This window comes from Nocardioides sp. BE266, assembly GCF_031457855.1.
Classification (GTDB): domain Bacteria; phylum Actinomycetota; class Actinomycetes; order Propionibacteriales; family Nocardioidaceae; genus Nocardioides.
Window position 1 is genome coordinate 537196 of record NZ_JAURTI010000003.1, and the last position, 24382, is coordinate 561577.

Sequence of the window (24382 nt, forward strand, 5' to 3'; positions counted from 1 at the left end):
GGCCCTACTCGACCACCGAGTGAAGGAACTCCACATGACTGACACCGCAACCCCCCACGCCGACCAGCACAGCGCCGTCCGCTACGACCGGGACGCCGACGGCATCGTCACCCTCACGCTCGACGACCCGACGGCGAGCGCCAACACGATGAACGAGCTCTACCTCTCGTCGATGGAGACCGCCGTGCATCGGCTGTACGACGAGCAGGACGGCGTCACCGGCGTCGTGGTCGCCAGCGCCAAGAAGACCTTCTTCGCCGGCGGCAACCTCAAGAGCATGGTCACCGCCACGCCCGACGACGCGAGCGAGATCTTCCGGATGGGCGAGGCGATCAAGGCCAGCCTGCGCAAGCTCGAGACCTTCCCGCGCCCGGTCGTCGCGGCGATCAACGGCGCCGCCCTCGGTGGTGGCCTGGAGATCGCGCTGGCCACGAACCACCGCATCGCCGTCGATGACCGCTCGGTCAAGATCGGGCTGCCCGAGTCCACGCTCGGCCTGCTGCCCGGCGGCGGCGGGGTGACGCGCGTCGTCCGGATGCTGGGGCTCCAGTCCGCGCTGATGGACGTGCTGATGCCAGGCACCCAGTTCGACCCGCAGGGCGCGTTGGCCAAGGGGCTCATCGACGAGGTCGTGCCGACCCGCGACGAGCTCGTGCCGGCGGCGAAGGCGTGGATCCTGGCGCACCAGGACGACGAGGACGCGGCGAAGAACCCGTGGGACCGTGCGGGCTACAAGATGCCCGGTGGCACCCCGAAGACCCCGGCCCTCGCGCAGTTCCTGCCGGCGTTCCCGGCGCTGCTGCGCAAGCAGACCAAGGGCGCGGTCTACCCCGCGCCGCGCGCGATCATGAGCGCCGCGGTCGAGGGCGCGCAGGTCGACTTCGACACCGCGTCGCGCATCGAGAGCCGCTACTTCACCAACCTGGTCGTCAACCAGCAGGCCAAGAACATGATCCAGGCCTTCTTCTTCGACCTCCAGGCGATCAACTCCGGCTCGCTGCGCCCGCAGGGCATCGAGCGCTGGCAGGCCACCAAGGTCGCCGTCCTCGGCGCCGGGATGATGGGCGCCGGCATCGCCTACTCGTGCGCCCGCGCCGGCATGCAGGTCGTGCTCAAGGACGTCTCGCTCGAGGCGGCCGAGCGCGGCAAGGCGTACACCGAGAAGCTCAACGCCAAGGGCGTCGAGCGCGGCAAGCTGACGGAGGAGAAGGCCGCCGAGCTGCTCGGCCGGATCACCCCGACCGGCGACGCCGCCGACCTCGCGGGCTGCGACCTCGTGATCGAGGCCGTCTTCGAGGACCCGTCGCTCAAGGCGAAGGTCTTCGCCGAGATCGCGCCCTTCATCAACGACGACGCGCTGCTGTGCTCCAACACCTCGACCCTGCCGATCACCGAGCTCGCCGAGGGCGTCGACCGTCCGAAGGACTTCATCGGCCTGCACTTCTTCAGCCCCGTCGACAAGATGCCGCTGGTCGAGATCATCCGCGGCGCCGAGACGTCGGACCTCGCGCTCGCCAAGGCGTACGACGTCGTGCAGCAGATCCGCAAGACGCCGATCGTGGTCAACGACTCGCGCGGCTTCTACACCTCGCGCGTCATCGGCACCCAGATCAACGAGGGCCTGACGATGCTCGCCGAGGGCGTGCACCCGGTCTCCCTGGAGCGGGCCGCGACGTCGGCCGGCTTCCCGGTCGGGCCGCTGCAGATCAGCGACGAGCTCAACATGGAGCTGATGGCCAAGATCCGCAAGGCGACCGAGGACGCTGCCGCGCGCGACGGCGTCGACCTCGGCGACTACCGGGCGGGCGACGTCATCTCCACGATGATCGGCCTCGGCCGCCCGTCGCGGCTCAAGGGTGCCGGCTTCTACGACTACGACGAGTCCGGACGCCGTACGACGCTGTGGTCCGGGCTCGGCGAGACGTTCCCCGTCGCGGAGCAGCAGCTGCCGATCCGTGACGTCCGTGACCGGATGCTGTTCATCGAGGCGCTCGAGACCGCGAAGTGCTTCGAGGAGGGCGTGCTGACGTCGGCCGCCGCAGCGAACATCGGCTCGATCATGGGCATCGGCTTCCCGCCGCTGACCGGTGGCGCGGCCCAGTTCATGACCGGCTGGCAGGCCCTCGACGAGACCGGCCACGGCACCGGCCCGATCGGCCTCGACGCCTTCCTGGCGCGCGCCGACGAGCTCGCCGACGCCTACGGCGAGCGCTTCCGCCCGACGCCCTACCTCCGCGACCTCGCGGCGAAGGGCGAGTCCTTCCCCGCCTGAGGTTGGGCAGATGCCGCTGTAACGCCGGGTTAGTGCTTGTTCTACCCATCTCCGGAGGGGGTGCCTACAAGCATCAACCCGGCGTTACAGCGGTCACGGTCCGGGCAAAGCGCCTCCGCAGAGGCCCGATCGAAGGCACACTCGTCGGGTGAACCAGACCCCCGCCGTCGTCGTCCGCGACCTCCACGTGCGCTTCGGCGACGTCGAGGCCGTCTCGGGCGTCGACCTGACGGCGGCGAGCGGCCAGGCGACCGCGCTGCTCGGGCGCAACGGCGCGGGCAAGTCGACGACCATGAAGGTGCTCGCGGGCGTCGTCCCGCCGACCGCGGGCGACGTGACCGTCGTCGGTCACGACGCCGCGACCGACGCCCTCGGCGTGAAGCGGGTCGTGGGCTACTGCCCCGACGTCGGCGGCCTGGTCCCGCGCGCGACGCCGTGGGAGCACCTCCAGCTCACCGCCCGGCTGCGTCGGATGGGCGACTGGGAGGAGCGCGGTCGTGACCTGCTCGAGCGCTTCGAGCTCGGTGACGTCGCGCACCGCGTGGTCGGTGGGTTCAGCCACGGCATGAGCCGCCGCCTCAGCGTCGTACTGGCTGCGCTGCACGAGCCGGCCGTGCTGCTGCTCGACGAGCCCTTCGACGGCGTCGACCCGCTCGGTGTCGAGGCCACGCTCGAGGTCGTCGCCGACGCCCGCGCGCGTGGCGCGTGCGTGCTGCTCTCGACCCACCTGCGCGACCTCGCGTTCGAGGCCTGCGGCACGGCGGTGGTGCTGCGCGGCGGCAACCGCGTGGCCGCGATGCAGGCCGCCGAGCTCACCGGCGAGACCTATCGTGACCTCCTCGACTGACACCTGGCTCGACGCCGCCCGCGACACCAAGCACCTCGTCGGCTTCCGCGCCCGGACCGTACGACGCCCCGCTGCCGCCCTCGTCGGCGTGGCCGTCGTCCTGCTCTTCACGGCCGGCTTCGCGATCACGCCGGCGTTCCTCGACCTCGAATCGGTCCGCAGCGTGACCGTGCAGAAGGCGGTCGTCGCCCTGCAGGCGAACCTGGGCGCCACCTTCGTCGGCTTCCTCCTCCTCTCCGTCAGCTCGGCCATGAGCAACGGCGGCGGACGCGAGCTGCTGTCGCGGAGCGAGGCGGCGATCCACCCGATCAGTCCCACCACCGAGCACCTCGGGTCGCTCCTGCTGGCACCGGTCAACCTCGCGTGGCTGGTGCAGCTGTGGGGCCTCCTCGCCGTCAGCGCGCTGGTCGCCGAGCCCGCGCACCTGCTCGGCTCGCAGCTGGTCGTGCTGGCCTGGGTGGCCGCCGCGACCGCCGCCGGTCAGGCGATCGGCTGGACCGTCGAGGGTGTCCGCCGGACCGCCCACGGGGTCGTAGCGGTCCGGGTCGTCAGCGGGCTCGTCGTGCTTGGGCTGGCCGGCCTGCACCTGGCCGGCGGGCTCGCCCCGGCCGTCCGCGCGCTCCCCACGACCTGGCTCGCCGAGACCGCTCCCACGTCACGCTGGCCGCTGGCGGTGCTCGTGCTGCTGGCCCTCACCGTGCTCGCGGTGGTCGTCGGCGCCCGCCCCGCCGCCTGGGCCCTCGGCCTGCCGCCGCGCGAGGAGCTGCGCGTGCAGTCCGGCGTGCACGAGGCTCGCCCGGCACCCGAGCCGCGGTGGGCCTCGCCCGAGCGGGCGCTGCTCCGCCGCCTCGACCGCGGATCGGTGTGGCGCTCGGTCGGCATGCGGCGCGGCCTGCTCGTCCTCGGCTTCGGCCCGGGCCTCGTCGCCCTGGTCGCCGGCCTCCAGTGGAGCTCGGTGATGCTCCTCCCCGGTCTCACCGCCAGCGGCGCGGCTCTCCTCTTCGGCGTCAACGCCTGGTGCCTCGACGGCAAGGGGATGGTCTGGCGCGAGACCCTTCCGGTCTCCGCGCGGGACGTGTTCGACGTACGGGCGCTGGTGGTCGCCGAGTGCATGGCGATGGTCTCCGGGGTCACCGTCCTGTTGGCGCTGTTGCGCAACGGCTTGCCTCCGCTGATCACGGGGCTGTCGGTCGCCGCGTGCTGGCTCGTCGTGCTGGTGCAGGTGCTCGCCATCGTGATGACGTGGTCGGTCCGCTCGCCCTACTCCGTCGACCTGTCCTCCCCCCGCGCGACGCCGGCGCCGCACGGCGCGATGGCCGGGTACGCCGGCCGCCTCTCGCTGGTGACCACCCTGACCGCGATGCTGTTCACCGCCGTGGCCGCGCTCCCGTGGGCCTGGCTGCCCCTCGCGCTCGCCGTACCCTTCCTCGCCTGGTCGACCCGCCGCCTCCTCCGCGCCCGCCGCCGCTGGCTCGAGCCCACCGAGCGCGCCCGGGTCGTGCTCACCGTCGCCGCCGTCTGACGTCAGCGATCCCCGGCTGACCGGGGATCGCTGAACTTGTCAGGCGTTGCACGGGCCGACAAGTTCAGGAATCCCCGGCTGACCGGGGGTCACGAAGGCAGCCCAGGGCATGCATACGTGGTATACATACCCGGTATCCATCGCTCACGGGGGGCGACGGACGGACCACGGAGGCGCGGATGTCGATCCGACAGGCGATGCTGGCGATCCTGGAGCAGGGGCCGATGTACGGCTACCAGCTGCGGGCGGAGTTCGAGCAGCGCACCGGCGAGACGTGGCCGCTCAACATCGGGCAGGTCTACACCACCCTCACGCGACTCGAGCGTGACGGACTGGTCGAGGTCGTCGAGCTCGGGGGAGCCGACGACCACCAGTCGGGAAGTGAGCGGCACGTCAGCTATCGCGCCACCGAGGCCGGACGGGGCGAGGTGTCGGAGTGGTTCGCCACTCCGGTGCCTCGCACCCAACCCCCGCGCGACGAGCTGGCCATCAAGCTCGCCATCGCGGTGACCCTCCCGGGCGTCGACGTGGGCATGATCATCCAGCGCCAGCGCAGCGCGACCATCGCCGCGCTCCAGGACTACACCCGCCTCAAGCGCACCGGCCGCGCCGCCGCGCCCGAGGCACCCGAGGACCTCGCCTGGAGCCTGGTCCTCGACTCGCTCGTCTTCGACGCCGAGGCCGAGGTGCGGTGGCTCGACCACTGCGAGGCCCGCCTGCGCCGTGCGGCGCGCGACCTCGATGCCGTACGACGAGACGCCCCTGCCGCCACGACGACCGAGGAGGTCGCCCGATGAACGCCGTCCTCCACCTCGCCGCCGTCTCCCGGGTCCACGGCGAAGGAGCCACCGAGGTGCACGCCCTGCGCGCCGTCACCTTCCGCGCCCGCCCCGGCGAGCTCGTCGCGGTGATGGGACCCTCGGGCTCCGGCAAGTCGACCCTGCTCACCCTCGCCGGCGGCCTCGACGCCCCGACGGCCGGCTCGGTCTGGATCGAGGGCACCGACCTGGCAAGCCTCGACAACGCCGGCCGGGCGCGGATGCGCCGTACGTCGGTGGGCTACGTCTTCCAGGACTTCAACCTGATCCCCGCCCTGACCGCAGCCGAGAACGTCGCGCTGCCGCGCGAGCTCGACGGGGAGAAGGGCAGGATCGCCCGGCGGCTGGCGTTGACCGCGCTGGAGGAGGTCGGCATCGCCGACCTCGCCGACCGGTTCCCCGACGAGATGTCGGGCGGCCAGCAGCAGCGCGTCGCGATCGCCCGCGCCATCGTCGGCGAGCGGCGGCTGATCCTGGCCGACGAGCCGACCGGCGCCCTCGACACCGACACCGGCGAGGAGATCCTCAGGCTGCTGCGGGCCCGCTGCGACGCGGGCGCGGCCGGCGTGATGGTCACCCACGAGGCCCGCCACGCCGCCTGGGCCGACCGCGTCGTGTTCCTGCGCGACGGCGTCATCGTCGACGAGACCGGTGCCGACGAGCCTGAGGAGCTGCTCGTCGAGGAGGCCGGTCGATGAGCGGTTGGCGCCCGGCGCTGCTGATCGCCTGGCGTGACGCACTGCGCCACAAGGGCCGCAGCGCCCTCGTGCTGGTGATGATCAGCCTGCCGGTGCTGGCGGTCAGTGCTGCCGCGGTGATCATCAAGACCTCCCAGGTGAACGGCACCGAAGGTGTCGAGCGGGTGATGGGCGCCGCCGATGCGCGCATCCGCACCGAGGGCAGCGGGCACGTCGCGCAGGCACCCGACCCGGCCGGGGGGTTGTGGAGCCAGCTGGGCGACTTCGACTACGACCACCCGGTCACCGAGCAGGACCTCCGGACCGTCCTCGGCGCCGACGCGCGCCTCCTGCCGATCCACTCGGGCTGGTCGCGCGCCCGCCTCGGCGACCGGGTCATCGACTTCTCCACCACGGGGGTCGACCTGTCCGACCCGCTCACGACCGGGCTCTTCGACCTCCAGACCGGGCACCTGCCCGAGCAGCCCGGCGAGGTCGTCGTCAACCAGCCGATGATCGACAAGGGCTTCGCCGTGGGCGACGACCTCGACGCCAACGGCACCAGGCTCACCATCGTCGGCGTGGGGCGCGACGCGACCTACCGCGACTCCGCGGTCGTGATCGGGTCGCCCGACGACCTGGCCGGCGAGGGCACCAACGTCCGCGAGTGGCTCGTCGACTCCGGCCCCGTGTCGTGGGCGACGGTGCAGAAGTTCAACGCGCTCGGTGGCGTGGTCACCTCGCGCGCCGTGCTGGCCGACCCGCCCGACGTCGTGGCGATGGCCGAGCAGATGGGCTACGACACCGGGAGCAACGAGATGCTCGCCGTCGTCGTGCTCATCGTGGTGATGGCCCTCATCGAGGTCGTGCTCCTCGCCGGCCCGGCGTTCGCGGTGGGCGCGCGCAAGCACGCCCGCACCCTCGCGCTGATCGCCGCGTCGGGAGGCACGCCGCGCCAGTCGCGACGCATCATCCTGTCCAGCGGACTGGTCCTCGGCGCGGTCGCCTCGACGGTCGGGCTCGTCCTCGGCATCGTCACCGGATGGGCGCTGCTGCCGCTGGTGCAGCGGTTCAACGGCGAGTGGTTCGGTCCGTTCGAGCTGCCGTGGCTCTACCTCGCGGCCATCACCGCGTTCGGCCTCGTGTCGGCGCTGCTGGCTTCGGTCGTGCCCGCGTGGCTCGCCAGCCGCCAGGACGTGGTGGCCGTCCTGGCCGGCCGACGCGGCGACCGGCGACCCCGCCCCTCGACCCCGGTGCTCGGGCTCGTGCTGCTCGGCGCCGGGATCGCCGCCTCCACCTACGGCGCCTTCACCTCCGACAACGGCAACGGCGCCTTCTGGATCGCCGGCGCGGCCATCGTGTCGGTGCTCGGCATGATCCTGGTGGTGCCCGTCGTGGTCGCCACGGTCGCCAGGTCAACGGGCCGCTGGCCCCTCGCTGCGCGGTACGCCGCCCGCGACGCCGCGCGGCACCGCACCCGCACCGTGCCGGCGGTGGCCGCCGTCGCCGCCACGGTCGCCGGCGTGGTCGCCCTCGGCATCGCCAACGCGAGCGACCAGAAGCAGAACGAGGAGACCTACAGCCCGCAGGCGCCGATGGGCTCCGCAACGCTGAGGTGGGCGCCGGACGTCCTGGTCGGCGAACAGGCACCCGACCGCGCCGCGGTGTGGGACCGCATCGTCGACGCCGTCCACGGCGCTGCGCCCGACCTCGACGTCGCCCTGGTACGCGGGGTCGACGACGCCTACGACCCCAACGGCTCGACGTCGACCTACCTCGAGCCCCCGGACGACCTCGGGGCGCAGGTCTACGGCCTCGTCACCTACGGCCCCTCCATCGCCGTCGCCGACGACGCCGCCGAGCTCGGGATCGAGGGCGAGGTCGCCGCCGAGGTCGATGCTGCCCTGTCCGAAGGGATCGTCGTGATGCTGACCCCGTCGTCGGATGCGCGATTCGAGGCCACGCTGCGGCAGGACACCTGGCGCGAGGGCGACGCCGAGGCCCTCGACAGCTCGAAGCAACCGGTGGAGGTCCAGGCCCTGTCGTGGGACGAGGACACGCGCGGTCCCGCGCCCTCCAGCACCATCGTGTCGGCCGCCCTTGCCGAGGGGCTCGGCCTCGAGGTCGTGACCGTGAGCGCCAGCCTCACCGGCGATGTCGACCAGAAGACCGAGACCCGGATCAAGGAGGCGGTCGCCGGAGTCGCCGATGGCTCCTCCCTGTACGTCGAGCGCGGCTACCAGCGCCCGCCCGAGGCCGTCATCATCCTGCTGGTGCTGGCCGCCCTCGGCGGCGTCCTGATGCTGGGCGGCACCCTGACCGCGACGTTCCTGGCGCTGTCGGACGCACGTCCCGACCTGGCCACGCTGTCCGCCGTCGGCGCCGCGCCGCGCACCCGCCGACGGGTGGCAGCGGCGTACGCGCTGGTGATCGGCTTCGTCGGGGCGATCCTCGGCGCAGCCGTCGGGTTCATCCCCGGCGTCGCGATCTCGCGGCCGCTCACGAACTTCGGGGACGACGGGCCCTTCCTGGCCATCCCGTGGTTGCTGGTCGCGACCATCGTCCTGGCGCTGCCGCTGCTGACCGCGGCAGTCGTCGGCCTGTCCGCCCGGTCGCGGCTGCCGCTGGTGGCCCGCCTCGACTGACGACTCCCCGGGGCAGTCAGCGGCTCAGGTCCACGTCGGCTGACACCGCCTCGGCGTCGAGCGCGTTCTCCAGGAGTCGCTCGAGGGCGTTGAGGGCAGAGGCGGCGTCGCGACGGGCGCGACGGGTGCTGGTGCCCGACAGCGTGGGTGTCGGCGGCGCGATCGTCGGAGCCGGCTTGGACGTCGGCGTCGGCTCGGTCGGCGTCGGGTCGCTGGTGGGCGTCGGCTCCGTGGTCGGTGTCGGCTCCTCGGTCGGGGCCGGCGGCTCGGGCAGCGTCCCGGTGACCGACCCCCGCATCGCAGCGGCCTGCGCCTCGAACCACGCCCGCAGGTCGGCCAGCTCGCCCTGGCTCATCGGTACGGCGTCGTCCGAGACCAGCACGACCTGGAAGGCCGCTGCGGACGTACGACATCCCGTGCACGCTGCTGACACCGACAGCGCGCGGTTGTTGGGCATCGTCGTCGGCCGGCCGCGCAGCACCACGACCTGCACCGAGAGGGCGGTGCCGGTGCAGCCCTCGCACTCCTGGGCCCACGCGTTGGCGACGTTGTCGAGCCGGGCGCGACGGGCACGGCTGGCGTACACCACCTGGAGCGTCGTGCTCTCGCCCACGCACCCGTCGCACGTCGCCGAGGTGATCGCCGCGGCGTCGGCGGAGAGGTCGAAGGAGCGGACCCATGCGTCGACGTCGTACGCCCTGTCGACCACGGTGGGCAGCGGCCCGGTCGGGTGCGCGCTGGAGAGGAGGTCGACGGCGCTGGGCTTGGCGCCACCGACGTGGGCCGCCGGCGAGGAGCCGCCGACGGTGGCGACGAGGACGAGGGCGGTGGCCACGGCGGGCAGGACGACGGCGCGCGGGATCACGGCCGTGCCTCCATCCGGACGAAGTTGTCGGCGACCGCTGCGGCGATGTCGACCAGGCTGTCCCGGGTCTTGCGGTGCAGGGAAGACATGTCGGTCAGGGCTCCTTGCTCGAGGGCTCCGTCCCACGGGACGGTGACCACGCGTTGGCAACGTTTTTCGAAGTGACGCCGCATCAGGTCAGGTGGTGCGTAGCCGTGGCGTTGCGCGTTGACGACGACGACCGCCCTCGAGACGAGGTCGCCGAAACCGTGCTCGTCCATCCAGTCCAGGGTCAGCGCGCCCGCCCGGCCGCCGTCGAGGCCGGAGCGCACGACGAGCACGATCTGGTCGGCCTCGCTGAGCAGGCCCTGGTTGGCGCTGTCGAGGATCCCGGTGCCCGTGTCGAGCAGGATCAGGTTGTAGAAGTGGTCGAGCAGGCCGACCAGGCGGTGGTAGTCGTCGCGGTCCAGCGCCATCTGGATGCGCGGGTCGTCGTCGGAGGCCAGCACCTCCAGCCGCGACTCGATGGCCTGCGAGGTGTAGCCGCGCAGCGCGGCATAGCTGGTGATGTCGTCGAGGTCGCGCAGCACGTGCGTGATGTTCATGTCGTGCGGCGGCGCGACCCGGTGGGCGAGGTTGCCCGCGTCGGGGTTGGCGTCCACGGCGATCACCCGGTCGCCGCGCAGCATCGCGAAGGTGCTGCCCAGAGCCAGCGAGATCGTGGTCTTGCCGACGCCGCCCTTGCGGCTGAGCACGACCACTCGGCGCGACCCCTCGATCGGGGTGCGCAGCCGGCGCTCGAGCTCCTGGCGGCGTTGCTCGGTGGGGCTGGGTCCGGGGTTCACGACGTGGCCGCTGCCCTCGTAGACGGCGCGGCGCCAGCCCTGGCGCGGCGGCGGGACGCGCGGGGCGTACATGATCGCGTCGGTGAAGTCGGCCGCGGAGAGCACGGCGCGCTCGGTCTCGGGTGGTTCGTCGAAGGTGTCCATGCGTCGCTCCTCGGTGCGCATCCGCGCGGCGACGTGGCGCCGTACGAGGGTGGACAGGGTCGTGGCCAGGCGCCACAGGACCACACTGGCGCCGACCAGTGGCACGAGCAGCAGCGTGATCGAGAAGACGGCCAGCGCCATCGCCGGCCAGTCCCGCTGCTGCCAGGCGAGGTCGAAGACGAGCTGCTGGAGGCGGATCCCCTCGCGGCCGTGGTCGACGAACTGGGGGAGCACCCAGACGAACCACACGATCGCCCCGGCCAGCAGTGGTACGACGAGCACCACCCAGGTGGTCACGAAGCGCCGTGCCCGGGGCCGCAGCTCGCTGACGCGCGGGTCGACCGGGTGGCCGGGGCGGAGGCTCCGCAGGACCGGACCCACCCGAGAGAAGAGGTCCGGGACTCCCGCGAGGTCGGAGAGGATGAAGTAGCCGTCGAACCGCACGACCGGGATCAGCTGCTGCAGCATCTGGAGCTGCAGGCCCAGCGCGGTCAGCAGCAGCAGTCCGCTGTCGGTCGCGAGGTAGCCCGCCACCAGCCCCAGCACGGTCAGCACGTTGAAGTACAGGCCGCCGAGGTCCGTGCGGACCCGGCCGGCGCGGCCGAGCCGGTAGGAGTCGGTGACGTCGGTGTAGAAGGCCGGGAAGACGAGGTAGACGCCGACGCCGATCTCGCCGGGGTCGGCTCCGCCGTAGCGGCACGCAGCCGCGTGGCCGAGCTCGTGGACCACGGCCGCCGCCACCAGCATCCCGTAGATCAGCAGGGCTGCCGTCGGGGTTGCGAACACCTCGCTGATCGCCTGCCAGAACCCGCCACCCGTCACGAGGAGGACGTCGGAGGCGACCAGCGCGGCGAGGGCCGCCAGCACGACCGGCGGCCAGAACAGCGGTGCGAGCAGTGCTGCCAGGACGCGCGTACGACGTGCCGGCAGCAGGGTGGCCTTGAGGGTCAGCGCGAGCAGCGGGCGGGCCTTCACGGGCCGCAGCGGCTCGCCGGCCTCGTCCTCCACGACCAGGCCGAGCGGCTCGAGACGGGTGGTGATCAGGTGCTCGACGCCCTCGACGGTCAGCGTCCGGCCGTACGCCGCGCTCACCGCGTCGGCGACCTCGGCGGAGGACCGCGGCGGTTCGGCATGGACGACGACCAGGTGGAGGAGCTCGGAGAGCTGGACCACCTGGTCGTCGATCCGCCGGACCAGGTAGGCCGGGTCGCGCAGACCCGACCCCTGGACCGGCCCCAGGAACTGCAGGCCCAGTGCCCGTCGCCATCGCGGCCCTGTGGCTCCCGATGGGACGTCCGTGTCGGTGGCGTGCTGAGTAGCAGTCTGGGTGTTGTTCATCGCTCTGGTGTGCTCTGGAGGTCGAAGCTGAGGGCGGCGGGTGCGCCAGAGCAACACACCCGCCGCCTGATCTGGATCACGGCATGTTCACCGAGGCGAGGTACTGCATCGCCAGGGCGTTGGCCTGCGAGTTGATCGTGGCGGCGTTGACGGCGATGGCGAGGTTGACGCCAATGACGTTCTGGACGTTCACGCAGCCGAGGTAGCACATCGTCTGGCGACGGGGGAGCGGCACTGCCACTTCGGCGTCGAGATCGGCCACGGTGACAAGAGGTCGTCGGGACATTCCGGTTCACCCCCTTCCCTGGATGTCGCCGGCCCGGATGGGCCGGTCGGTGCGCGTGGCCCCCCGCGGTGGGGCCACGGCAGGTTGATCAGCCCTGTCCGACGACGATCGTCTGGACAGCGGCGCTGTTGGCACTGGCGAGGATCGACGCGGCGTTGAGTGCCAGCGACGAGTTGCTCGCGTAGACGGCGGCCCAGTTGTTGTTGCCGAAGCCGAAGGTGAGCGTCTCCCGCACGGGAAGAAGCTCGGTGTGCTCGGACTCGAGCTCGGCGATGGTGAGTACGTTGCGCATGGTGATTCACCTCCCCCCTCTTGCGCTGTGTGCCGGAGAGTGGACGCGCACCGCCGTGACTCCTGCGTGACAGCCCCGTGACGCAGGCCCTTCTCGGGCCTCGCGGTCTAGACCCGGACACGAAAATTGGGGATGTTCCGATTCGCCCTTCTCACCCATCCGGGTGAGGAGGACGCTGCAGAAGGTAAAGAGATCAGACCCCCGACCGACTGACCTCGCACGTCTTCGTTGACCTGCCTCGGGGGAGGTGTCGTTCCATGCCAGAGCACAGCGCCGTCGCTGTCGCGTCCGCGCGCCTGCGGCTCATCGGCGGCTGGCAGCTCGTCGTCGACGGGGCCGAGGTCGCCCTCGGCCACCGCGAGCAGCGGCTCGTCGCGCTGCTCGGGCTCGCCGCGCCGGGCACCCGGTCGCGGGTCGCGAGCATCCTGTGGCCCGACAGCACCGACGAGCACGCGCTCGGCAGCCTGCGCCGCGCCGTGTGGCAGTGCCAGCGCCGGTGCCCCGGCGTGCTGAGCGCCAGCCGGTCGACCCTCGCGCTGGCCCCGGAGATCAGCGTCGACGTCGACGACCTGCGCCGCGCGGCCGGGCTGACGGAGCTGCCGATGGACGACGGTGCCCGCGGGCTGCTCGACGTGCTGCGCGGCCCCGAGCTCCTGCCGGGCTGGTTCGACGACTGGGTGGTCGACGAGCGGACCCGCCTCGACCAGGTCCGGGTCGAGTCGCTCGAGCGCATCTCGCAGGACGCCCTCGACCGCGGTGACTTCGCGCTGGCCGTCGAGTCGGCCGCGGTCGCCAGCCAGATCGAGCCGCTGCGCGAGTCCGCGCGTGAGCTCTCGGTGCGCGGCCACATCGGCCGCGGCGACGTCGGCAGCGCCCACAGCGAGCTCCGGCGCTACCGCGACATGCTCGAGGAGGAGCTCGGTGTCGCGCCCTCCGACCGCATCCAGGCCCTCGTCGAGACGCCCGTCGAGCCGCCGGCTCCGGCCCCTGCGCCCGTGTCACGGCAGCGCGTCGCTCCACCCGCCGCACCGGCCGCACCCGCGGTCGCGCCCGCTGCGATCCGCCCTCCGGCGCGGCCCGAGCCGCCGCCCCCGCCGCCCGTGCAGGACCTCGCGCAGTTCCTCGGCGACGACCGCAGGCACGCAGGCGTACGACGCGTCGCCACCGCGCTCGTCGGTGCCGCCGGGGTGGCCCTCGCCGTCTCCCTCGCCGTCGCGCTGACCGGACCGGACCGGTCGCCGGAAGCCACCCGTGACCCGGGTCCCTCCACCGTGATCACGTCGCCGTCGCCGAGCGCGGACACCACCTACGCACCGGTTCGCACGGTCAAGGTCCGCCCGGTCCGCTCCGCCGCCGGGTCGGCCGCCTTCGACGTACGCGCGACGAGGCTGCCCGCGGAGGTGCGGCTGGTGGTGCGCGGCCGCGCCGGCCTGCGCGTCGTACGCCACGTGGTGGTGCGCGCCGCCGACGGACGCGAGGTGGTGGTGGACGGTCTCGACGCCGGCACCTACCAGTGGTCCGCGACGTCGGAGTCCGCGAGCGGGGTGCGGGGCGAGGTCTCCGTGACCACGCCGCCCCCGCCTCCCGTGACCACCACGACCGCCGTGGTCACGGCGGCCCAGACCCCGTCGCAGGCGGCGACCCCGACGCCGACCCCGACTCCCGTGCAGACCCCCACCAGCCACACGCCGAGCCCGTCCCCGTCCCCGTCCTCCGGTCCGACCGGGACGCCCACGGACCCCGGGACCGTGGCGCCGACCCCGGTGGGCTGAGGAGATCGCCATGTCCGACCACACACGTCCCCGTCAGATCGTCCGCCTGGCCGTGCTGGCGCTCGTCCTGGCAGGCCTGGTCGGCGTGACCAGCGCCGCCGGCGCGGCGGGCGACGACCGTCCGCACCGCTGGTCGGGCTACGCCATCGCCGGCACCGGCCATGCCGCCGGCGGCTGGATCGGCGGCTACCGCGTCGGCCACCACGAGCTCTACCTGACCACCCCGACCCGCACCCCCAACCGCGCCGGCTTCCGCCGGCCGCACCTGGTCGGCGACCTGAAGGGAAAGGTGGCCAGTCGGCGCGAGACCGCGCGGGCGGCCTGGATCCTCTCCAAGTACGGCGCCTACCGCGAGGCCACGCAGTCGGCCGCGGTCGACGCCAGCGTCTACCACCTGCTCGTCGGCGGGGCCTGGCACATCGACAAGCGCCTCGGTGCCCGGCGCATCCGCCAGTCCGGGAACGGTGACGCCGTCGCCCGGTTCGCGCGCATCATGCTGCGCCAGTCACGGCAGAGTGCCGGCGCCTACACCGCCCGGCTCGACGTCGCGGGCACGGACGTCGGCGGCACCGTCGCGGTCACGCTGAGCGTGCTGGACGGTCACGGAAGGCCCGCGCCGGGGCTCCCGGTCACGCTCAGGATGGCCGGTGCGGACCCGCGCGAGGCGGTCACGGGGGACGACGGCCAGGCCGTCGCACGGTTCAGCGCGGACGCCCGCGGCTGGCAGGGCGTGACCGCCACGGTCGCCCACGTCCCCGAGCACCGGCTGCGGCTCCGGTCCCCTGACCGGAAGGGCCAGGCCTCGTCCGCCGAGGGCGGCGTGACCCGCACGCTGGTCGTCTCGACGGCGGCCGCGGTGCGCGGTGCGCAGACCCTCTCCCTGGCTGCCAGCCCGAGCCAGCTCGTCGCCGGCGCCCCGGCGCGGGTCGTCGCGACCGTGAGCGGGGACGGGGCCGCGCGTACCGCGACCGGTGGGCTCTACGGTCCGTTCCCCACCGCGGCAGCGGCGGGCTGCACCGGCAGCCCGGTGGCCACGGTGAGCACGCCGGTGGCCGCGGACGGGGCGTACGCCCTGCCCTCGGTCACACCGTCTGGTGGCTACTACGCATGGCGGGTCGCCGTCGACGGCACCGACACCAACCTCCCGATCAGCGCGTGCGGGGCGACCACGCAGGTGCGTGCACGGCCGGTCACGAGTGTCGACTGGGCCCCGGTCACCCCGTCCGCGAACAGCAACGTGACGGCCACCGCGTCGGTCGCTGGGCTCCCGTTCCCGGCCCAGGTCACGCTCCGGATCACGCTCTACCAGGACGCCTCGTGCGGCAGTGCCATCGACTCCAAGGACCTCGCGAGGTTCGGCAACGGCTCGGTGTCCGCGTCCTTCCTCGTCTTCGGCGCGGGCGCCTACTCCTGGAAGGCCGAGACCCTCTTCGGCGACCTGTGGGCAGGCACGTCGTCACCCTGCCGCGGGATGAGCGTCTCCTGAACTAAAAGTCAGGCTTGACTGTTTGTTTGTACGACGGCAGGCTGGGCGCATGCCGTCCCCCGTCGAGTCCCCCGCGGCGCGCGTCCCGCAGGCCGACCGGACCCGCGCGATGCGGGCGCGGTTGCTGGAGGCGACGGTCGACCTGCTGGTCGAGCGCGGCTTCGCCGGGACCTCGACCACGCTCGTCTCCGAGCGGGCAGGCGTCAGCAGGGGCGCACAGCTGCACCACTTCCCGACGAAGAACGACCTCGTCGTGGCGGCCGTCGAGCACCTGACCGAGCGCCGGGGCGCCGAGCTGTCCGCCGCCTTCGCCGAGCTGAGTGCTGAACCCGTCGCATCGGCCGCGGGGCGGCGCACTCGACTCCGCCGGATGCTCGAGATGCTCGGCGACCACTTCGCCTCGCCGGTCTTCGCGGCGGCCCTCGAGCTGTGGGTCGCGGCCCGCACCGACGAGGCACTGCTCGCCGCGGTCGCCCCGCTCGAGCAGCGGGTCGGGCGCGAGGCGCACCGGATGACCGTCGCTGCCCTCGGCGCCGACGAGTCGCAGCCGGGCGTGCGCGAGCTCGTGCAGGCGACCCTGGACCTGGTCCGCGGGCTGGGCCTGGCCTCGACGATCTCAGACGACTCGGCCCGCCGGCGCCGGATCCTCCAGGAGTGGGCCGACGTGCTCGACAAGGAGCTCGCATGACCTCCCGCCCGATGGATTTCCACCCGTACGCGTGGAAGTTCAGGGCGCCCGGCAGCCGTTCACGCTCAGCCGCCGATGAACTTCCACCCACTCGGGTGGAAATCCATCGGGACCGCCACCACCGACCCATCTCGGGAGCGCTCGCATGACCGACGTACTGACGCAGGTGCTCGCCGACCTCGCCGCCGAGGGCGACCGCCTCGACGCGCTCGTGTCCGGGCTCGACGCCGACGGGTGGCGCACGCCGACCCCGGCGCCGGGCTGGGACGTGGCGACCCAGGTCGCCCACCTCCTCTGGACCGACGGCGTGGCGCTCAAGGCCGCGACCGACAAGGAGGCGTGGGACGCCGTCGTGCTCGACGCGATCGCCGACCCCGAGGGCTTCGTCGACGCGCAGGCCCTCGCGCTCGCCACCGACCCCGACCTGCTGGCGCACTGGCGCTCGGCGCGCAGCAACCTCCACGCCGCCCTCGCCGCGCACCCGAGCGGCGAGAAGATGCCGTGGTTCGGCCCGCCGATGTCGGCGACCTCGATGGCGACCGCGCGGCTGATGGAGACGTGGGCCCACAGCCTCGACGTGCACGCCGGGCTCGGGGCGCCGGTCGAGGACACCGACCGGATCCGGCACATCGCCCACCTCGGCGCCCGCACCCGCAACTTCGCCTTCTCCGTCCACGGGCTCGACGCCCCGGCCGAGGAGTTCCGGATCGACCTCGTCTCCCCGTCGGGCGACGTGTGGGGCTGGGGTCCCGACGACGCCGCGCAGACCCTGACCGGCAGCGCCGGCGACTTCTGCCGCCTCGTCACCCAGCGGGTCAACCGCGCCGACACCGACCTCGTCGCCACCGGTCCCGACGTCGACCGCTGGCTCGACATCGCCCAGGCCTTCGCCGGTCAGCCGGGTGAGGGGAGGCCGCCGCGATGACCGAACCGCTGCGGATCGGCAACTGCTCCGGCTTCTACGGCGACCGCCTCAGCGCGATGCGCGAGATGCTCGAGGGCGCCTCGAAAAGTGGGCAGCGCCTCGACGTCCTCACCGGTGACTACCTCGCCGAGCTCACCATGCTCATCCTCGGCAAGGACCAGCTCAAGGACGCCTCCCTCGGCTACGCCCGCACCTTCGTCCGCCAGGTCGAGGACTGCCTCGGCCTGGCACTCGAGCGCGGCGTGAAGATCGTCGCCAACGCCGGCGGCCTCAACCCGGCGGGCCTGGCCGACAAGCTGCGCGAGGTGGCGACCGGTCTCGGCCTCGACCCGAAGGTCGCGCACGTCGAGGGCGACGACGTACGCCACCTCTCCTTCGACAACGCCCTCACTGCCAACGCCTACCTCGGCGGCTTCGGCATCGCGGCCGCGCTGACGGCTGGCGCGGACATCGTCGTCACCGGTCGCGTCACCGACGCCTCGCTCGTCGTCGGCCCGGCGATCGCCCACCATGGCTGGACCCCGACGTCGTACGACGAGCTGGCGGGCGCGGTCGTCGCGGGACACGTGATCGAGTGCGGGGCGCAGGCCACCGGCGGCAACTTCAGCGGCTTCCTGAGCCTCCCGCACCGCGACCGCCCGCTCGGCTTCCCGGTCGCCGAGGTCGCGGCCGACGGATCGAGCGTCATCACCAAGCACGACGGCACCGGCGGCGCAGTCACCGTCGACACCGTCACCGCGCAGCTGGTCTACGAGATCCAGTCCACCCGCTACCTCGGTCCCGACGTCACCGTGCACCTCGACTCGGTCCGGCTCGAGCAGGCCGGCGACGACCGGGTCGCGATCAGCGGTGTCGTCGGCGAGGCGCCGCCCGAGCGGCTCAAGGTCTGCGTCAACGAGCTCGGCGGCTGGCGCAACAGCGCCGAGCTGGTGCTGACCGGGCTCGACGTGGACGCGAAGGCCGCGTGGGTGCGCGAGCAGCTCGGCTCGCGGCTCACCGCCGAAGAGGTCTCGTGGTCCGAGGTCACCGCCCCGCCCGCCGACGCGGCCACCGAGGAGGCCGCGTCGACCCTGCTGCGGGTCACCGTGAAGGACCCCTCGCCCGACCCCGTCGGTCGCGCCTTCACCTCTGCCGCCGTCGAGCTCGCCCTCGCGTCCTACCCCGGCTTCACGATGACCGCGCCGCCCGCGGCCGCCACGCCCTACGGCGTCTACCGAGCCGAGTACGTCGACCGCGCCGACGTCACGCACACCGTCGTCCACGCGGACGGCCGCCGCGAGGTCGTCGCCGACCCGACGTCGTACACCGCGGCCCCGGAGGCACCGGGCGCCCGCCCGTCGCCGTACCCGGGACGCTCCGACGTGCTCACCCGCCGGATGCCGCTCGGCACCTTCGTCCACGCACGCTCCGGCGACAAGGGCGGCGACGCCAACGTCGGGCTCTGGGTCGCGCACGACGGCGTCGACCAGGAGACGTACGACGCCCGCGTGCAGTGGCTGTTCAAGATGATGTCGCCCAAGGGGATCGGCGCGCTGATGCCCGAGGCGGCCGACCTCGACGTCGAGGTGTGGCTGCTGCCGCACCTCGGTGCGGTCAACCTCGTCGTGCACGGGCTCCTCGGCCGGGGCGTCGCTGCCTCGACCCGATTCGACCCGCAGGCCAAGGGCCTCGGCGAGTGGCTGCGCTCGCGGATGGTCTCGATCGAGGAGAGCCTGCTGTGAGTGGCCCGGGTTTCGACACGCTCGCTTCGCTCGCTGCTCAACCAGCGGGCAGGGACGAGCGCGCAGCGCTGCGGGCGACGGCCGCGGAGTTCGTGCGCCGTGAGGTCGCGCCGCACCTCCAGGAGTGGGAGGACGCGGGCGAGATCCCGCGCGCGCTGCACGAGGTCGCGGGCGACCTCGGCCTGATCGGGGTGTCGTTCCCCGAGTCGGTCGGTGGCTCCGGCGGCGACCTGCTCGACTCGGTCGAGGTGCAGGAGGCGATGTTCGAGGCGGGCGCGTCGAGCGGCCTGATGGCGGGCCTGTTCACCAGCGGCATCGCGCTGCCGCACATCGCGGCGAGCGGCAACCCCGACCTGATCGACCGCTTCGTCCGGCCCACTCTGGCCGGCGACACGATCGGGTCGCTCGCGATCACCGAGCCCGGCGGCGGGTCCGACGTCGCCCGCATCACCACCCGCGCCGAGCGCGAGGGCGACCACTTCGTCGTCAACGGCGCCAAGACCTTCATCACCTCCGGCGTCCGGGCCGACTTCGTCACGACCGCGGTCCGCACCGGCGGCCCTGGCCACAGCGGCATCTCGCTGCTCGTCATCGAGAAGGGCACGCCCGGCTTCACCGTCACCCGCTCGCTGAGGAAGATGGGCTGGCACTGCTCCGACACCGCCGAGCTGTCGTTCGTCGACGCGCGGGTGCCGGTGGCCAACCTCGTCGGTGCGGAGAACTCCGGCTTCGGCCAGATCGCCGACCAGTTCGTCGTCGAACGGATCGCGCTGGCCGTGCACGGCTACGGCATCGCGGCCCGCTCGCTCGCGCTGGCAGCGGCGTACTGCCGGGACCGTACGACGTTCGGCAAGCCGCTGCTGACCAACCAGTCGGTCCAGCACACGCTCGTCGAGATGCGCCGCCAGGTCGAGGTCGCGCGCACCTACACCCGCAGCGTGGCAGCCCGCCACGTCGCCGGCGAGAGCGTGATCGCCGAGGCGTGCCTCGCCAAGCAGACCGCGGTGGACTGCGCGACGTACGTCTGCGACCGGGCCGTGCAGCTCTTCGGCGGCACCGGCTACATGCACGGCACCGAGGTGGAGCGGCACTACCGCGACGCCCGGCTCCTGCCGATCGGCGGTGGCGCCGACGAGGTGCTGCGCGACCTGACGGCCAAGTTGATGGGCTACTGCTGATGATGGGTTTCGAGGCTCGCTGCGCTCGCACCTCAACCAACGATGGGATGATTCGATGATCAAGCTGCCCTCTCTCGGCGACGAGGTGTCGGTGTGGATGGACGCCACACCCACCGCGACGTGGGACCTCGTCAGCGACGTGACCCGCATCGGCGAGTTCAGCCCGGAGACCTTCGAGGCCCGCTGGACCCGCGGCTCGACCGGGCCGGAGGTCGGCGCGTACTTCAAGGGCCACGTGAAGCGCAACGGCGTCGGCCCGACCTACTGGAGCCTGTGCCGGGTCACGAAGTGCGTGCCCGAGGAGGTCTTCGAGTTCGCCGTCGGCACCGACGACATGAACGTCAACAACTGGGGCTACCGCCTCGAGCCGCGCGACGGCGGCACCCTGGTCACGGAGTACTTCCGGCTCGGGACGAACCTCCCCACGCGCATCTACTGGCTCGTGCTCGGCCCGCTGCGTCGTCGTACGAACCAGCGGGGGATGCGCACCACGCTCGAGCGGATGAAGGCGGTGCTCGAGGCATGAGCGGCAATCGCGAGGCGATGCTGGAGAAGCTCGCCGACCTCGACGCGCAGCACGCGGTCGCGGTGGCGGGCGGTGGGGAGAAGTACGTCGACCGCCACCACGCGCGCGGCAAGCTCACCGCTCGCGAGCGGATCGAGCTGCTCGTCGACCCGGGCTCGGCCTTCCTCGAGCTGTCGCCGCTGGCCGGTTGGGGGTCCGACTTCACTGTCGGCGCGTCCGTCGTCACCGGCATCGGCGTCGTCGAGGGCGTCGAGTGCCTGATCAGCGCCAATGACCCGACGGTCAAGGGCGGTGCGTCGAACCCGTGGACGGTGAAGAAGATCTTCCGGGCCTCGCAGATCGCCGAGGAGAACGACCTCCCGACGATCTCGCTCGTCGAGTCGGGCGGCGCGGACCTGCCGACGCAGAAGGAGATCTTCATCCCCGGCGGCCGGCTCTTCCGCGACCTGACCCGCTCGTCGGCCCGCAAGCAGCCGACGATCGCCCTGGTCTTCGGCAACTCCACCGCCGGTGGCGCCTACGTCCCGGGCATGAGCGACTACACCGTCTTCGTCCGCGGTGGCGCCAAGGTGTTCCTCGGCGGCCCGCCGCTGGTGAAGATGGCGACCGGCGAGGAGTCCGACGACGAGTCCCTCGGCGGTGCCGAGATGCACGCCCGCGTCTCCGGCCTCGCCGACTACCTCGCCGAGGACGAGCACGACGCGATCCGCATCGGCCGCCGCATCGTCGCCCGGCTGAACCGCTCCACGGGTGGCGGTCGAGCGCAGTCGAGACCCTTCGCCGAGCCCGACGCCGACCCCGAGGGTTTGCTGGACCTGATCCCGACCGACCTCAAGGAACCCTTCGACCCGCGGGAGGTCATCGTTCGCATCGTCGACGGGGTTTCGACAGACTCAACCAACGGTGGCGGCAACGGCCGGCCGTTCGACGAGTTCAAGCCGCTCTACGGCACCTCCCTCGTCACCGGCTGGGCGCAGCTGCACGGCCACCCGATCGGCATCCTCGCCAACGCGCAGGGCGTGCTGTTCTCGGAGGAGGCGCAGAAGGCGACGCAGTTCATCCAGCTCGCCAACCAGTCGGACACCCCGCTGCTCTTCCTGCACAACACCACCGGCTACATGGTCGGCAAGGAGTACGAGCAGGGCGGGATCATCAAGCACGGCGCCCAGATGATCAACGCCGTCTCGAACAGCTCGGTCCCGCACCTGTCGGTGATCATGGGCGCGTCCTACGGCGCCGGCAACTACGGCATGAACGGCCGCGCCTACGACCCGCGGTTCCTCTTCACCTGGCCCAGCGCGAAGTCGGCCGTCATGGGCCCGGCCCAGCTCGCCGGCGTGCTCTCGATCGTCGCCCGCGCCGCCGCAGAGGCGAAGGGGCAGGCGTACGACGAGGAGGGCGACGCCGGCATGCGCACCATGGTCGAGGCGATGGTGGAGGAGCAGTCCCTGCCCTACGCGCTGTCCGGGATGCTCTACGACGACGGGGTCATCGACCCCCGCGACACCCGCACCGTGCTGGCCATCTGCCTCAGCGTCATCGCCAACACCTCGTGGACCGGTGGCAAGGGATTCGGGGTGTTCCGATGATCCAGCGACTCCTGGTCGCCAACCGTGGCGAGATCGCGCGGCGGGTCTTCGCGACCTGCCGCCGCCTCGGCATCGAGACCGTCGCCGTCCACTCCGACGCGGATGCCGGGCTGCCGTTCGTGGCCGAGGCCGACCACGCCGTACGGCTTCCGGGCAACGCGCCTGCCGACACCTACCTCCGCATCGACCTCGTCGTCGAGGCAGCCCGGAAGTCGGGCGCCGACGCGGTCCACCCGGGCTACGGCTTCCTCTCGGAGAACGCCGACTTCGCGCGCGCCGTCGAGGCGGCCGGTCTGACCTGGGTCGGTCCGAGCCCGGAGTCCATCGAGGCGATGGGCTCGAAGGTCGAGGCCAAGCGGCTGATGCGTGAGGCAGGCGTGCCCACGCTCGAGGCATCCGACGAGCCGAGCGAGGCGGACCTGCCGCTGCTGGTGAAGGCGTCGGCCGGTGGCGGTGGCCGCGGCATGCGCGTCGTACGCCGCCTCGAGGACCTGGCGTCCGAGGTCGCCGCCGCGCAGGCCGAGGCCGAGTCGGCCTTCGGCGACGGCACCGTCTTCGTCGAGCCGTACGTCGAGCGGGGGCGCCATGTCGAGGTGCAGGTCGTCGGCAACGGGCACGGCCAGGTGCTGGTGCTCGGCGAGCGCGACTGCTCAGTCCAGCGACGCCACCAGAAGGTGGTGGAGGAAGCCCCGGCCCCGGCCATCGACGGAGACGTCGTCGACGCCCTGCATGACGCGGCCCGGCGCGCGGCGGAGGCGATCTCCTATCGCGGCGCGGGGACGGTCGAGTTCCTCTACGACCCGGACACCGAGCGCTTCTTCTTCCTCGAGATGAACACCCGCCTCCAGGTCGAGCACCCGGTCACCGAGCTGGTGTGGGACACCGACCTCGTCGAGCTCCAGCTCGCCGTGGCCGAGGCAGCCGACAGCGGCGCAGTCCTCGGCTTCTCGTCCAACGGCGGTGCGCCCCAGCGGCACGCGATCGAGGTCCGCCTCTACGCCGAGGACGCGTCGTACCTCCCGCAGAGCGGACGTCTGGTCACCTTCGAGATCGACCACGACCTCGAGTTCGCGCTCGGTGGCGAGCGCGGCATCCGAGTCGACAGCGGCTTTGCGAGCGGCGACGACGTATCGACCTTCTACGACGCGATGCTGGCCAAGGTCGTCGCGTGGGCGCCGAACCGCGAGCAGGCGATCCGCCAGCTGGTCGCCGCGCTGCGCCGGGCCCGGATCCACGGCGTGACGACCAACCGCGACCAGCTCGTCGAGATCCTCACCGACCCGGTCTTCGTGGCCGGCGAGATGACGACGACGTGGCTCGAGTCGCGTCCGATTTCCGCTGAGTCTCCCAGCGACTCAAGGACCAGTGTCGTGGCGGCAGCCCTCATGCTTGCTGCCGCCGACGCGGGTCGTCGTACCGTCCAGCAGGGCGTGCCACCGGCCTGGCGCAACGTCGTCAGCCAGCCCCAGCGCACCACGTTCGAGGGCCACGAGCCGGTCGAGTGGTGGGGCACGCGCGACGGGTTCGTCGTCGACGGCATCACCGTGCTGGAGGTTTCGCCGACCCACGCACGGCTCGAGGTCGACGGCGTCACCACGGAGACGCGCGGGCAAAGGTATGCCGACCACCCCGGCGGCCCGCGTGAGGTGTGGGTCGACGGGCCGGCAATGTCTGCGCGTCTGCGCGAGGTCCCGCGGTTCACCGACCCCGCCGACGCCGTGGCGAGTGGCTCGCTGCTCGCCCCGATGCCCGGCACGGTCGTCAAGGTCTTGGTCGAGGCCGACCGCGAGGTGGCCGCGGGCGACGTCGTCCTCGTCCTCGAGGCGATGAAGATGCAGCACACCGTGACCGCGCCGCACGACGGCACGGTCACCGAGATCAACGTCGAGCCCGGTGCGCAGGTCGCGTCCGGGGAAGTCCTGGCAGTTGTCGAAGAAGCAGCCACCACCGCTGGTTGAGCAGCGAGC

At 72.5% G+C, this 24382-nt stretch carries 19 protein-coding genes; 15 read left to right on the forward strand and 4 right to left on the reverse strand.

The genetic code is table 11. The annotated features are described in order from the left end of the window. Positions 1-34: 34 nt before the first annotated feature. The 6 genes from J2X46_RS11235 to J2X46_RS11260 all read left to right on the forward strand — a co-directional run bounded on the left by J2X46_RS11235 (position 35) and on the right by J2X46_RS11260 (position 8781). A complete protein-coding gene (locus tag J2X46_RS11235) occupies positions 35-2272 on the forward strand; it encodes a 3-hydroxyacyl-CoA dehydrogenase NAD-binding domain-containing protein (protein ID WP_310250247.1) in 2238 nt (745 codons plus the stop codon). Positions 2273-2420: 148 nt separating this feature from the next. Then, complete coding sequence (locus J2X46_RS11240; RefSeq protein WP_310250249.1) at positions 2421-3119, forward strand: ABC transporter ATP-binding protein; 699 nt, start codon at positions 2421-2423, stop codon at positions 3117-3119. Continuing rightward, positions 3103-4641, forward strand: coding sequence for a hypothetical protein (locus tag J2X46_RS11245; RefSeq protein ID WP_310250253.1), 1539 nt, complete (start codon positions 3103-3105; stop codon positions 4639-4641). The genes J2X46_RS11240 and J2X46_RS11245 overlap by 17 nt, the downstream gene beginning before the upstream one ends. 179 nt (positions 4642-4820) lie before the next feature. Then, positions 4821-5438, forward strand: coding sequence for a PadR family transcriptional regulator (locus tag J2X46_RS11250; protein WP_310250256.1), 618 nt, complete (start codon positions 4821-4823; stop codon positions 5436-5438). Then, positions 5435-6157: an ABC transporter ATP-binding protein gene (locus tag J2X46_RS11255; RefSeq protein ID WP_310250259.1), complete on the forward strand. Its 723-nt coding sequence runs from the start codon at positions 5435-5437 to the stop codon at positions 6155-6157. Before J2X46_RS11250 ends, J2X46_RS11255 begins: the two co-directional genes overlap by 4 nt. Beyond that, on the forward strand, positions 6154-8781 hold the full coding sequence (locus J2X46_RS11260; RefSeq protein WP_310250262.1) for an FtsX-like permease family protein: 2628 nt from the start codon (positions 6154-6156) through the stop codon (positions 8779-8781). The genes J2X46_RS11255 and J2X46_RS11260 overlap by 4 nt, the downstream gene beginning before the upstream one ends. 16 nt (positions 8782-8797) lie before the next feature. On the opposite strand, the gene J2X46_RS11265 is transcribed toward J2X46_RS11260, so the two are convergent. From J2X46_RS11265 to J2X46_RS11280, 4 genes are all read right to left on the reverse strand, one after another. After that, complete coding sequence (locus J2X46_RS11265) at positions 8798-9646, reverse strand: hypothetical protein (protein WP_310250264.1); 849 nt, start codon at positions 9644-9646, stop codon at positions 8798-8800. Continuing rightward, entirely contained in the window at positions 9643-11952 is a 2310-nt protein-coding gene (locus tag J2X46_RS11270; RefSeq protein WP_310250267.1) for a MinD/ParA family protein, read from the reverse strand. The genes J2X46_RS11265 and J2X46_RS11270 overlap by 4 nt, the downstream gene beginning before the upstream one ends. 76 nt (positions 11953-12028) lie before the next feature. Then, positions 12029-12214 carry a hypothetical protein gene (locus J2X46_RS11275; RefSeq protein WP_310250270.1) on the reverse strand — a complete coding sequence of 62 codons (186 nt, stop codon included), beginning with the start codon at positions 12212-12214 and terminating at the stop codon, positions 12029-12031. A gap of 112 nt (positions 12215-12326) precedes the next feature. Continuing rightward, a complete protein-coding gene (locus tag J2X46_RS11280) occupies positions 12327-12530 on the reverse strand; it encodes a hypothetical protein (protein ID WP_310250272.1) in 204 nt (67 codons plus the stop codon). Positions 12531-12787: 257 nt separating this feature from the next. On the opposite strand from J2X46_RS11280, the gene J2X46_RS11285 reads away from it, so the two are divergent. The 9 genes from J2X46_RS11285 to J2X46_RS11325 all read left to right on the forward strand — a co-directional run bounded on the left by J2X46_RS11285 (position 12788) and on the right by J2X46_RS11325 (position 24373). Next, positions 12788-14302 (forward strand): BTAD domain-containing putative transcriptional regulator, encoded by a 1515-nt coding sequence (locus J2X46_RS11285; protein WP_310250275.1) that lies wholly within the window; start codon positions 12788-12790, stop codon positions 14300-14302. A 10-nt stretch (positions 14303-14312) separates the two neighbouring features. Next, the gene (locus J2X46_RS11290) at positions 14313-15788 is read left to right on the forward strand and encodes a hypothetical protein (RefSeq protein ID WP_310250277.1); all 1476 of its coding nucleotides are present in this window, start codon (positions 14313-14315) and stop codon (positions 15786-15788) included. Positions 15789-15837: 49 nt separating this feature from the next. Beyond that, a complete protein-coding gene (locus J2X46_RS11295) occupies positions 15838-16476 on the forward strand; it encodes a TetR/AcrR family transcriptional regulator (protein WP_310250280.1) in 639 nt (212 codons plus the stop codon). Positions 16477-16621: 145 nt separating this feature from the next. Next, entirely contained in the window at positions 16622-17401 is a 780-nt protein-coding gene (locus J2X46_RS11300) for a TIGR03084 family metal-binding protein (protein ID WP_310250282.1), read from the forward strand. Beyond that, the gene (locus tag J2X46_RS11305) at positions 17398-19122 is read left to right on the forward strand and encodes an acyclic terpene utilization AtuA family protein (protein WP_310250285.1); all 1725 of its coding nucleotides are present in this window, start codon (positions 17398-17400) and stop codon (positions 19120-19122) included. Before J2X46_RS11300 ends, J2X46_RS11305 begins: the two co-directional genes overlap by 4 nt. Further along, a complete protein-coding gene (locus J2X46_RS11310) occupies positions 19119-20300 on the forward strand; it encodes an acyl-CoA dehydrogenase family protein (protein WP_310250289.1) in 1182 nt (393 codons plus the stop codon). The genes J2X46_RS11305 and J2X46_RS11310 overlap by 4 nt, the downstream gene beginning before the upstream one ends. Positions 20301-20355: 55 nt before the next feature. Next, the gene (locus J2X46_RS11315) at positions 20356-20826 is read left to right on the forward strand and encodes an SRPBCC family protein (protein WP_310250292.1); all 471 of its coding nucleotides are present in this window, start codon (positions 20356-20358) and stop codon (positions 20824-20826) included. Further along, positions 20823-22415: an acyl-CoA carboxylase subunit beta gene (locus J2X46_RS11320; protein ID WP_310250295.1), complete on the forward strand. Its 1593-nt coding sequence runs from the start codon at positions 20823-20825 to the stop codon at positions 22413-22415. The genes J2X46_RS11315 and J2X46_RS11320 overlap by 4 nt, the downstream gene beginning before the upstream one ends. Continuing rightward, entirely contained in the window at positions 22412-24373 is a 1962-nt protein-coding gene (locus J2X46_RS11325) for a biotin carboxylase N-terminal domain-containing protein (protein WP_310250297.1), read from the forward strand. The genes J2X46_RS11320 and J2X46_RS11325 overlap by 4 nt, the downstream gene beginning before the upstream one ends. Positions 24374-24382 lie beyond the last annotated feature (9 nt).

What these genes read in the sequence shown, in the direction of transcription:
- J2X46_RS11325 (WP_310250297.1), top strand. Translation starts at nt 22,412, where the DNA reads ATGATCCAGCGACTCCTGGTCGCCAACCGTGGCGAGATCGCGCGGCGG.
- J2X46_RS11280 (WP_310250272.1), bottom strand. Translation starts at nt 12,530, where the DNA reads ATGCGCAACGTACTCACCATCGCCGAGCTCGAGTCCGAGCACACCGAG.
- J2X46_RS11295 (WP_310250280.1), top strand. Translation starts at nt 15,838, where the DNA reads ATGCCGTCCCCCGTCGAGTCCCCCGCGGCGCGCGTCCCGCAGGCCGAC.
- J2X46_RS11305 (WP_310250285.1), top strand. Translation starts at nt 17,398, where the DNA reads ATGACCGAACCGCTGCGGATCGGCAACTGCTCCGGCTTCTACGGCGAC.
- J2X46_RS11320 (WP_310250295.1), top strand. Translation starts at nt 20,823, where the DNA reads ATGAGCGGCAATCGCGAGGCGATGCTGGAGAAGCTCGCCGACCTCGAC.
- J2X46_RS11250 (WP_310250256.1), top strand. Translation starts at nt 4,821, where the DNA reads ATGTCGATCCGACAGGCGATGCTGGCGATCCTGGAGCAGGGGCCGATG.
- J2X46_RS11290 (WP_310250277.1), top strand. Translation starts at nt 14,313, where the DNA reads ATGTCCGACCACACACGTCCCCGTCAGATCGTCCGCCTGGCCGTGCTG.
- J2X46_RS11255 (WP_310250259.1), top strand. Translation starts at nt 5,435, where the DNA reads ATGAACGCCGTCCTCCACCTCGCCGCCGTCTCCCGGGTCCACGGCGAA.
- J2X46_RS11285 (WP_310250275.1), top strand. Translation starts at nt 12,788, where the DNA reads ATGCCAGAGCACAGCGCCGTCGCTGTCGCGTCCGCGCGCCTGCGGCTC.
- J2X46_RS11300 (WP_310250282.1), top strand. Translation starts at nt 16,622, where the DNA reads ATGACCGACGTACTGACGCAGGTGCTCGCCGACCTCGCCGCCGAGGGC.
- J2X46_RS11270 (WP_310250267.1), bottom strand. Translation starts at nt 11,952, where the DNA reads ATGAACAACACCCAGACTGCTACTCAGCACGCCACCGACACGGACGTC.
- J2X46_RS11235 (WP_310250247.1), top strand. Translation starts at nt 35, where the DNA reads ATGACTGACACCGCAACCCCCCACGCCGACCAGCACAGCGCCGTCCGC.
- J2X46_RS11315 (WP_310250292.1), top strand. Translation starts at nt 20,356, where the DNA reads ATGATCAAGCTGCCCTCTCTCGGCGACGAGGTGTCGGTGTGGATGGAC.
- J2X46_RS11260 (WP_310250262.1), top strand. Translation starts at nt 6,154, where the DNA reads ATGAGCGGTTGGCGCCCGGCGCTGCTGATCGCCTGGCGTGACGCACTG.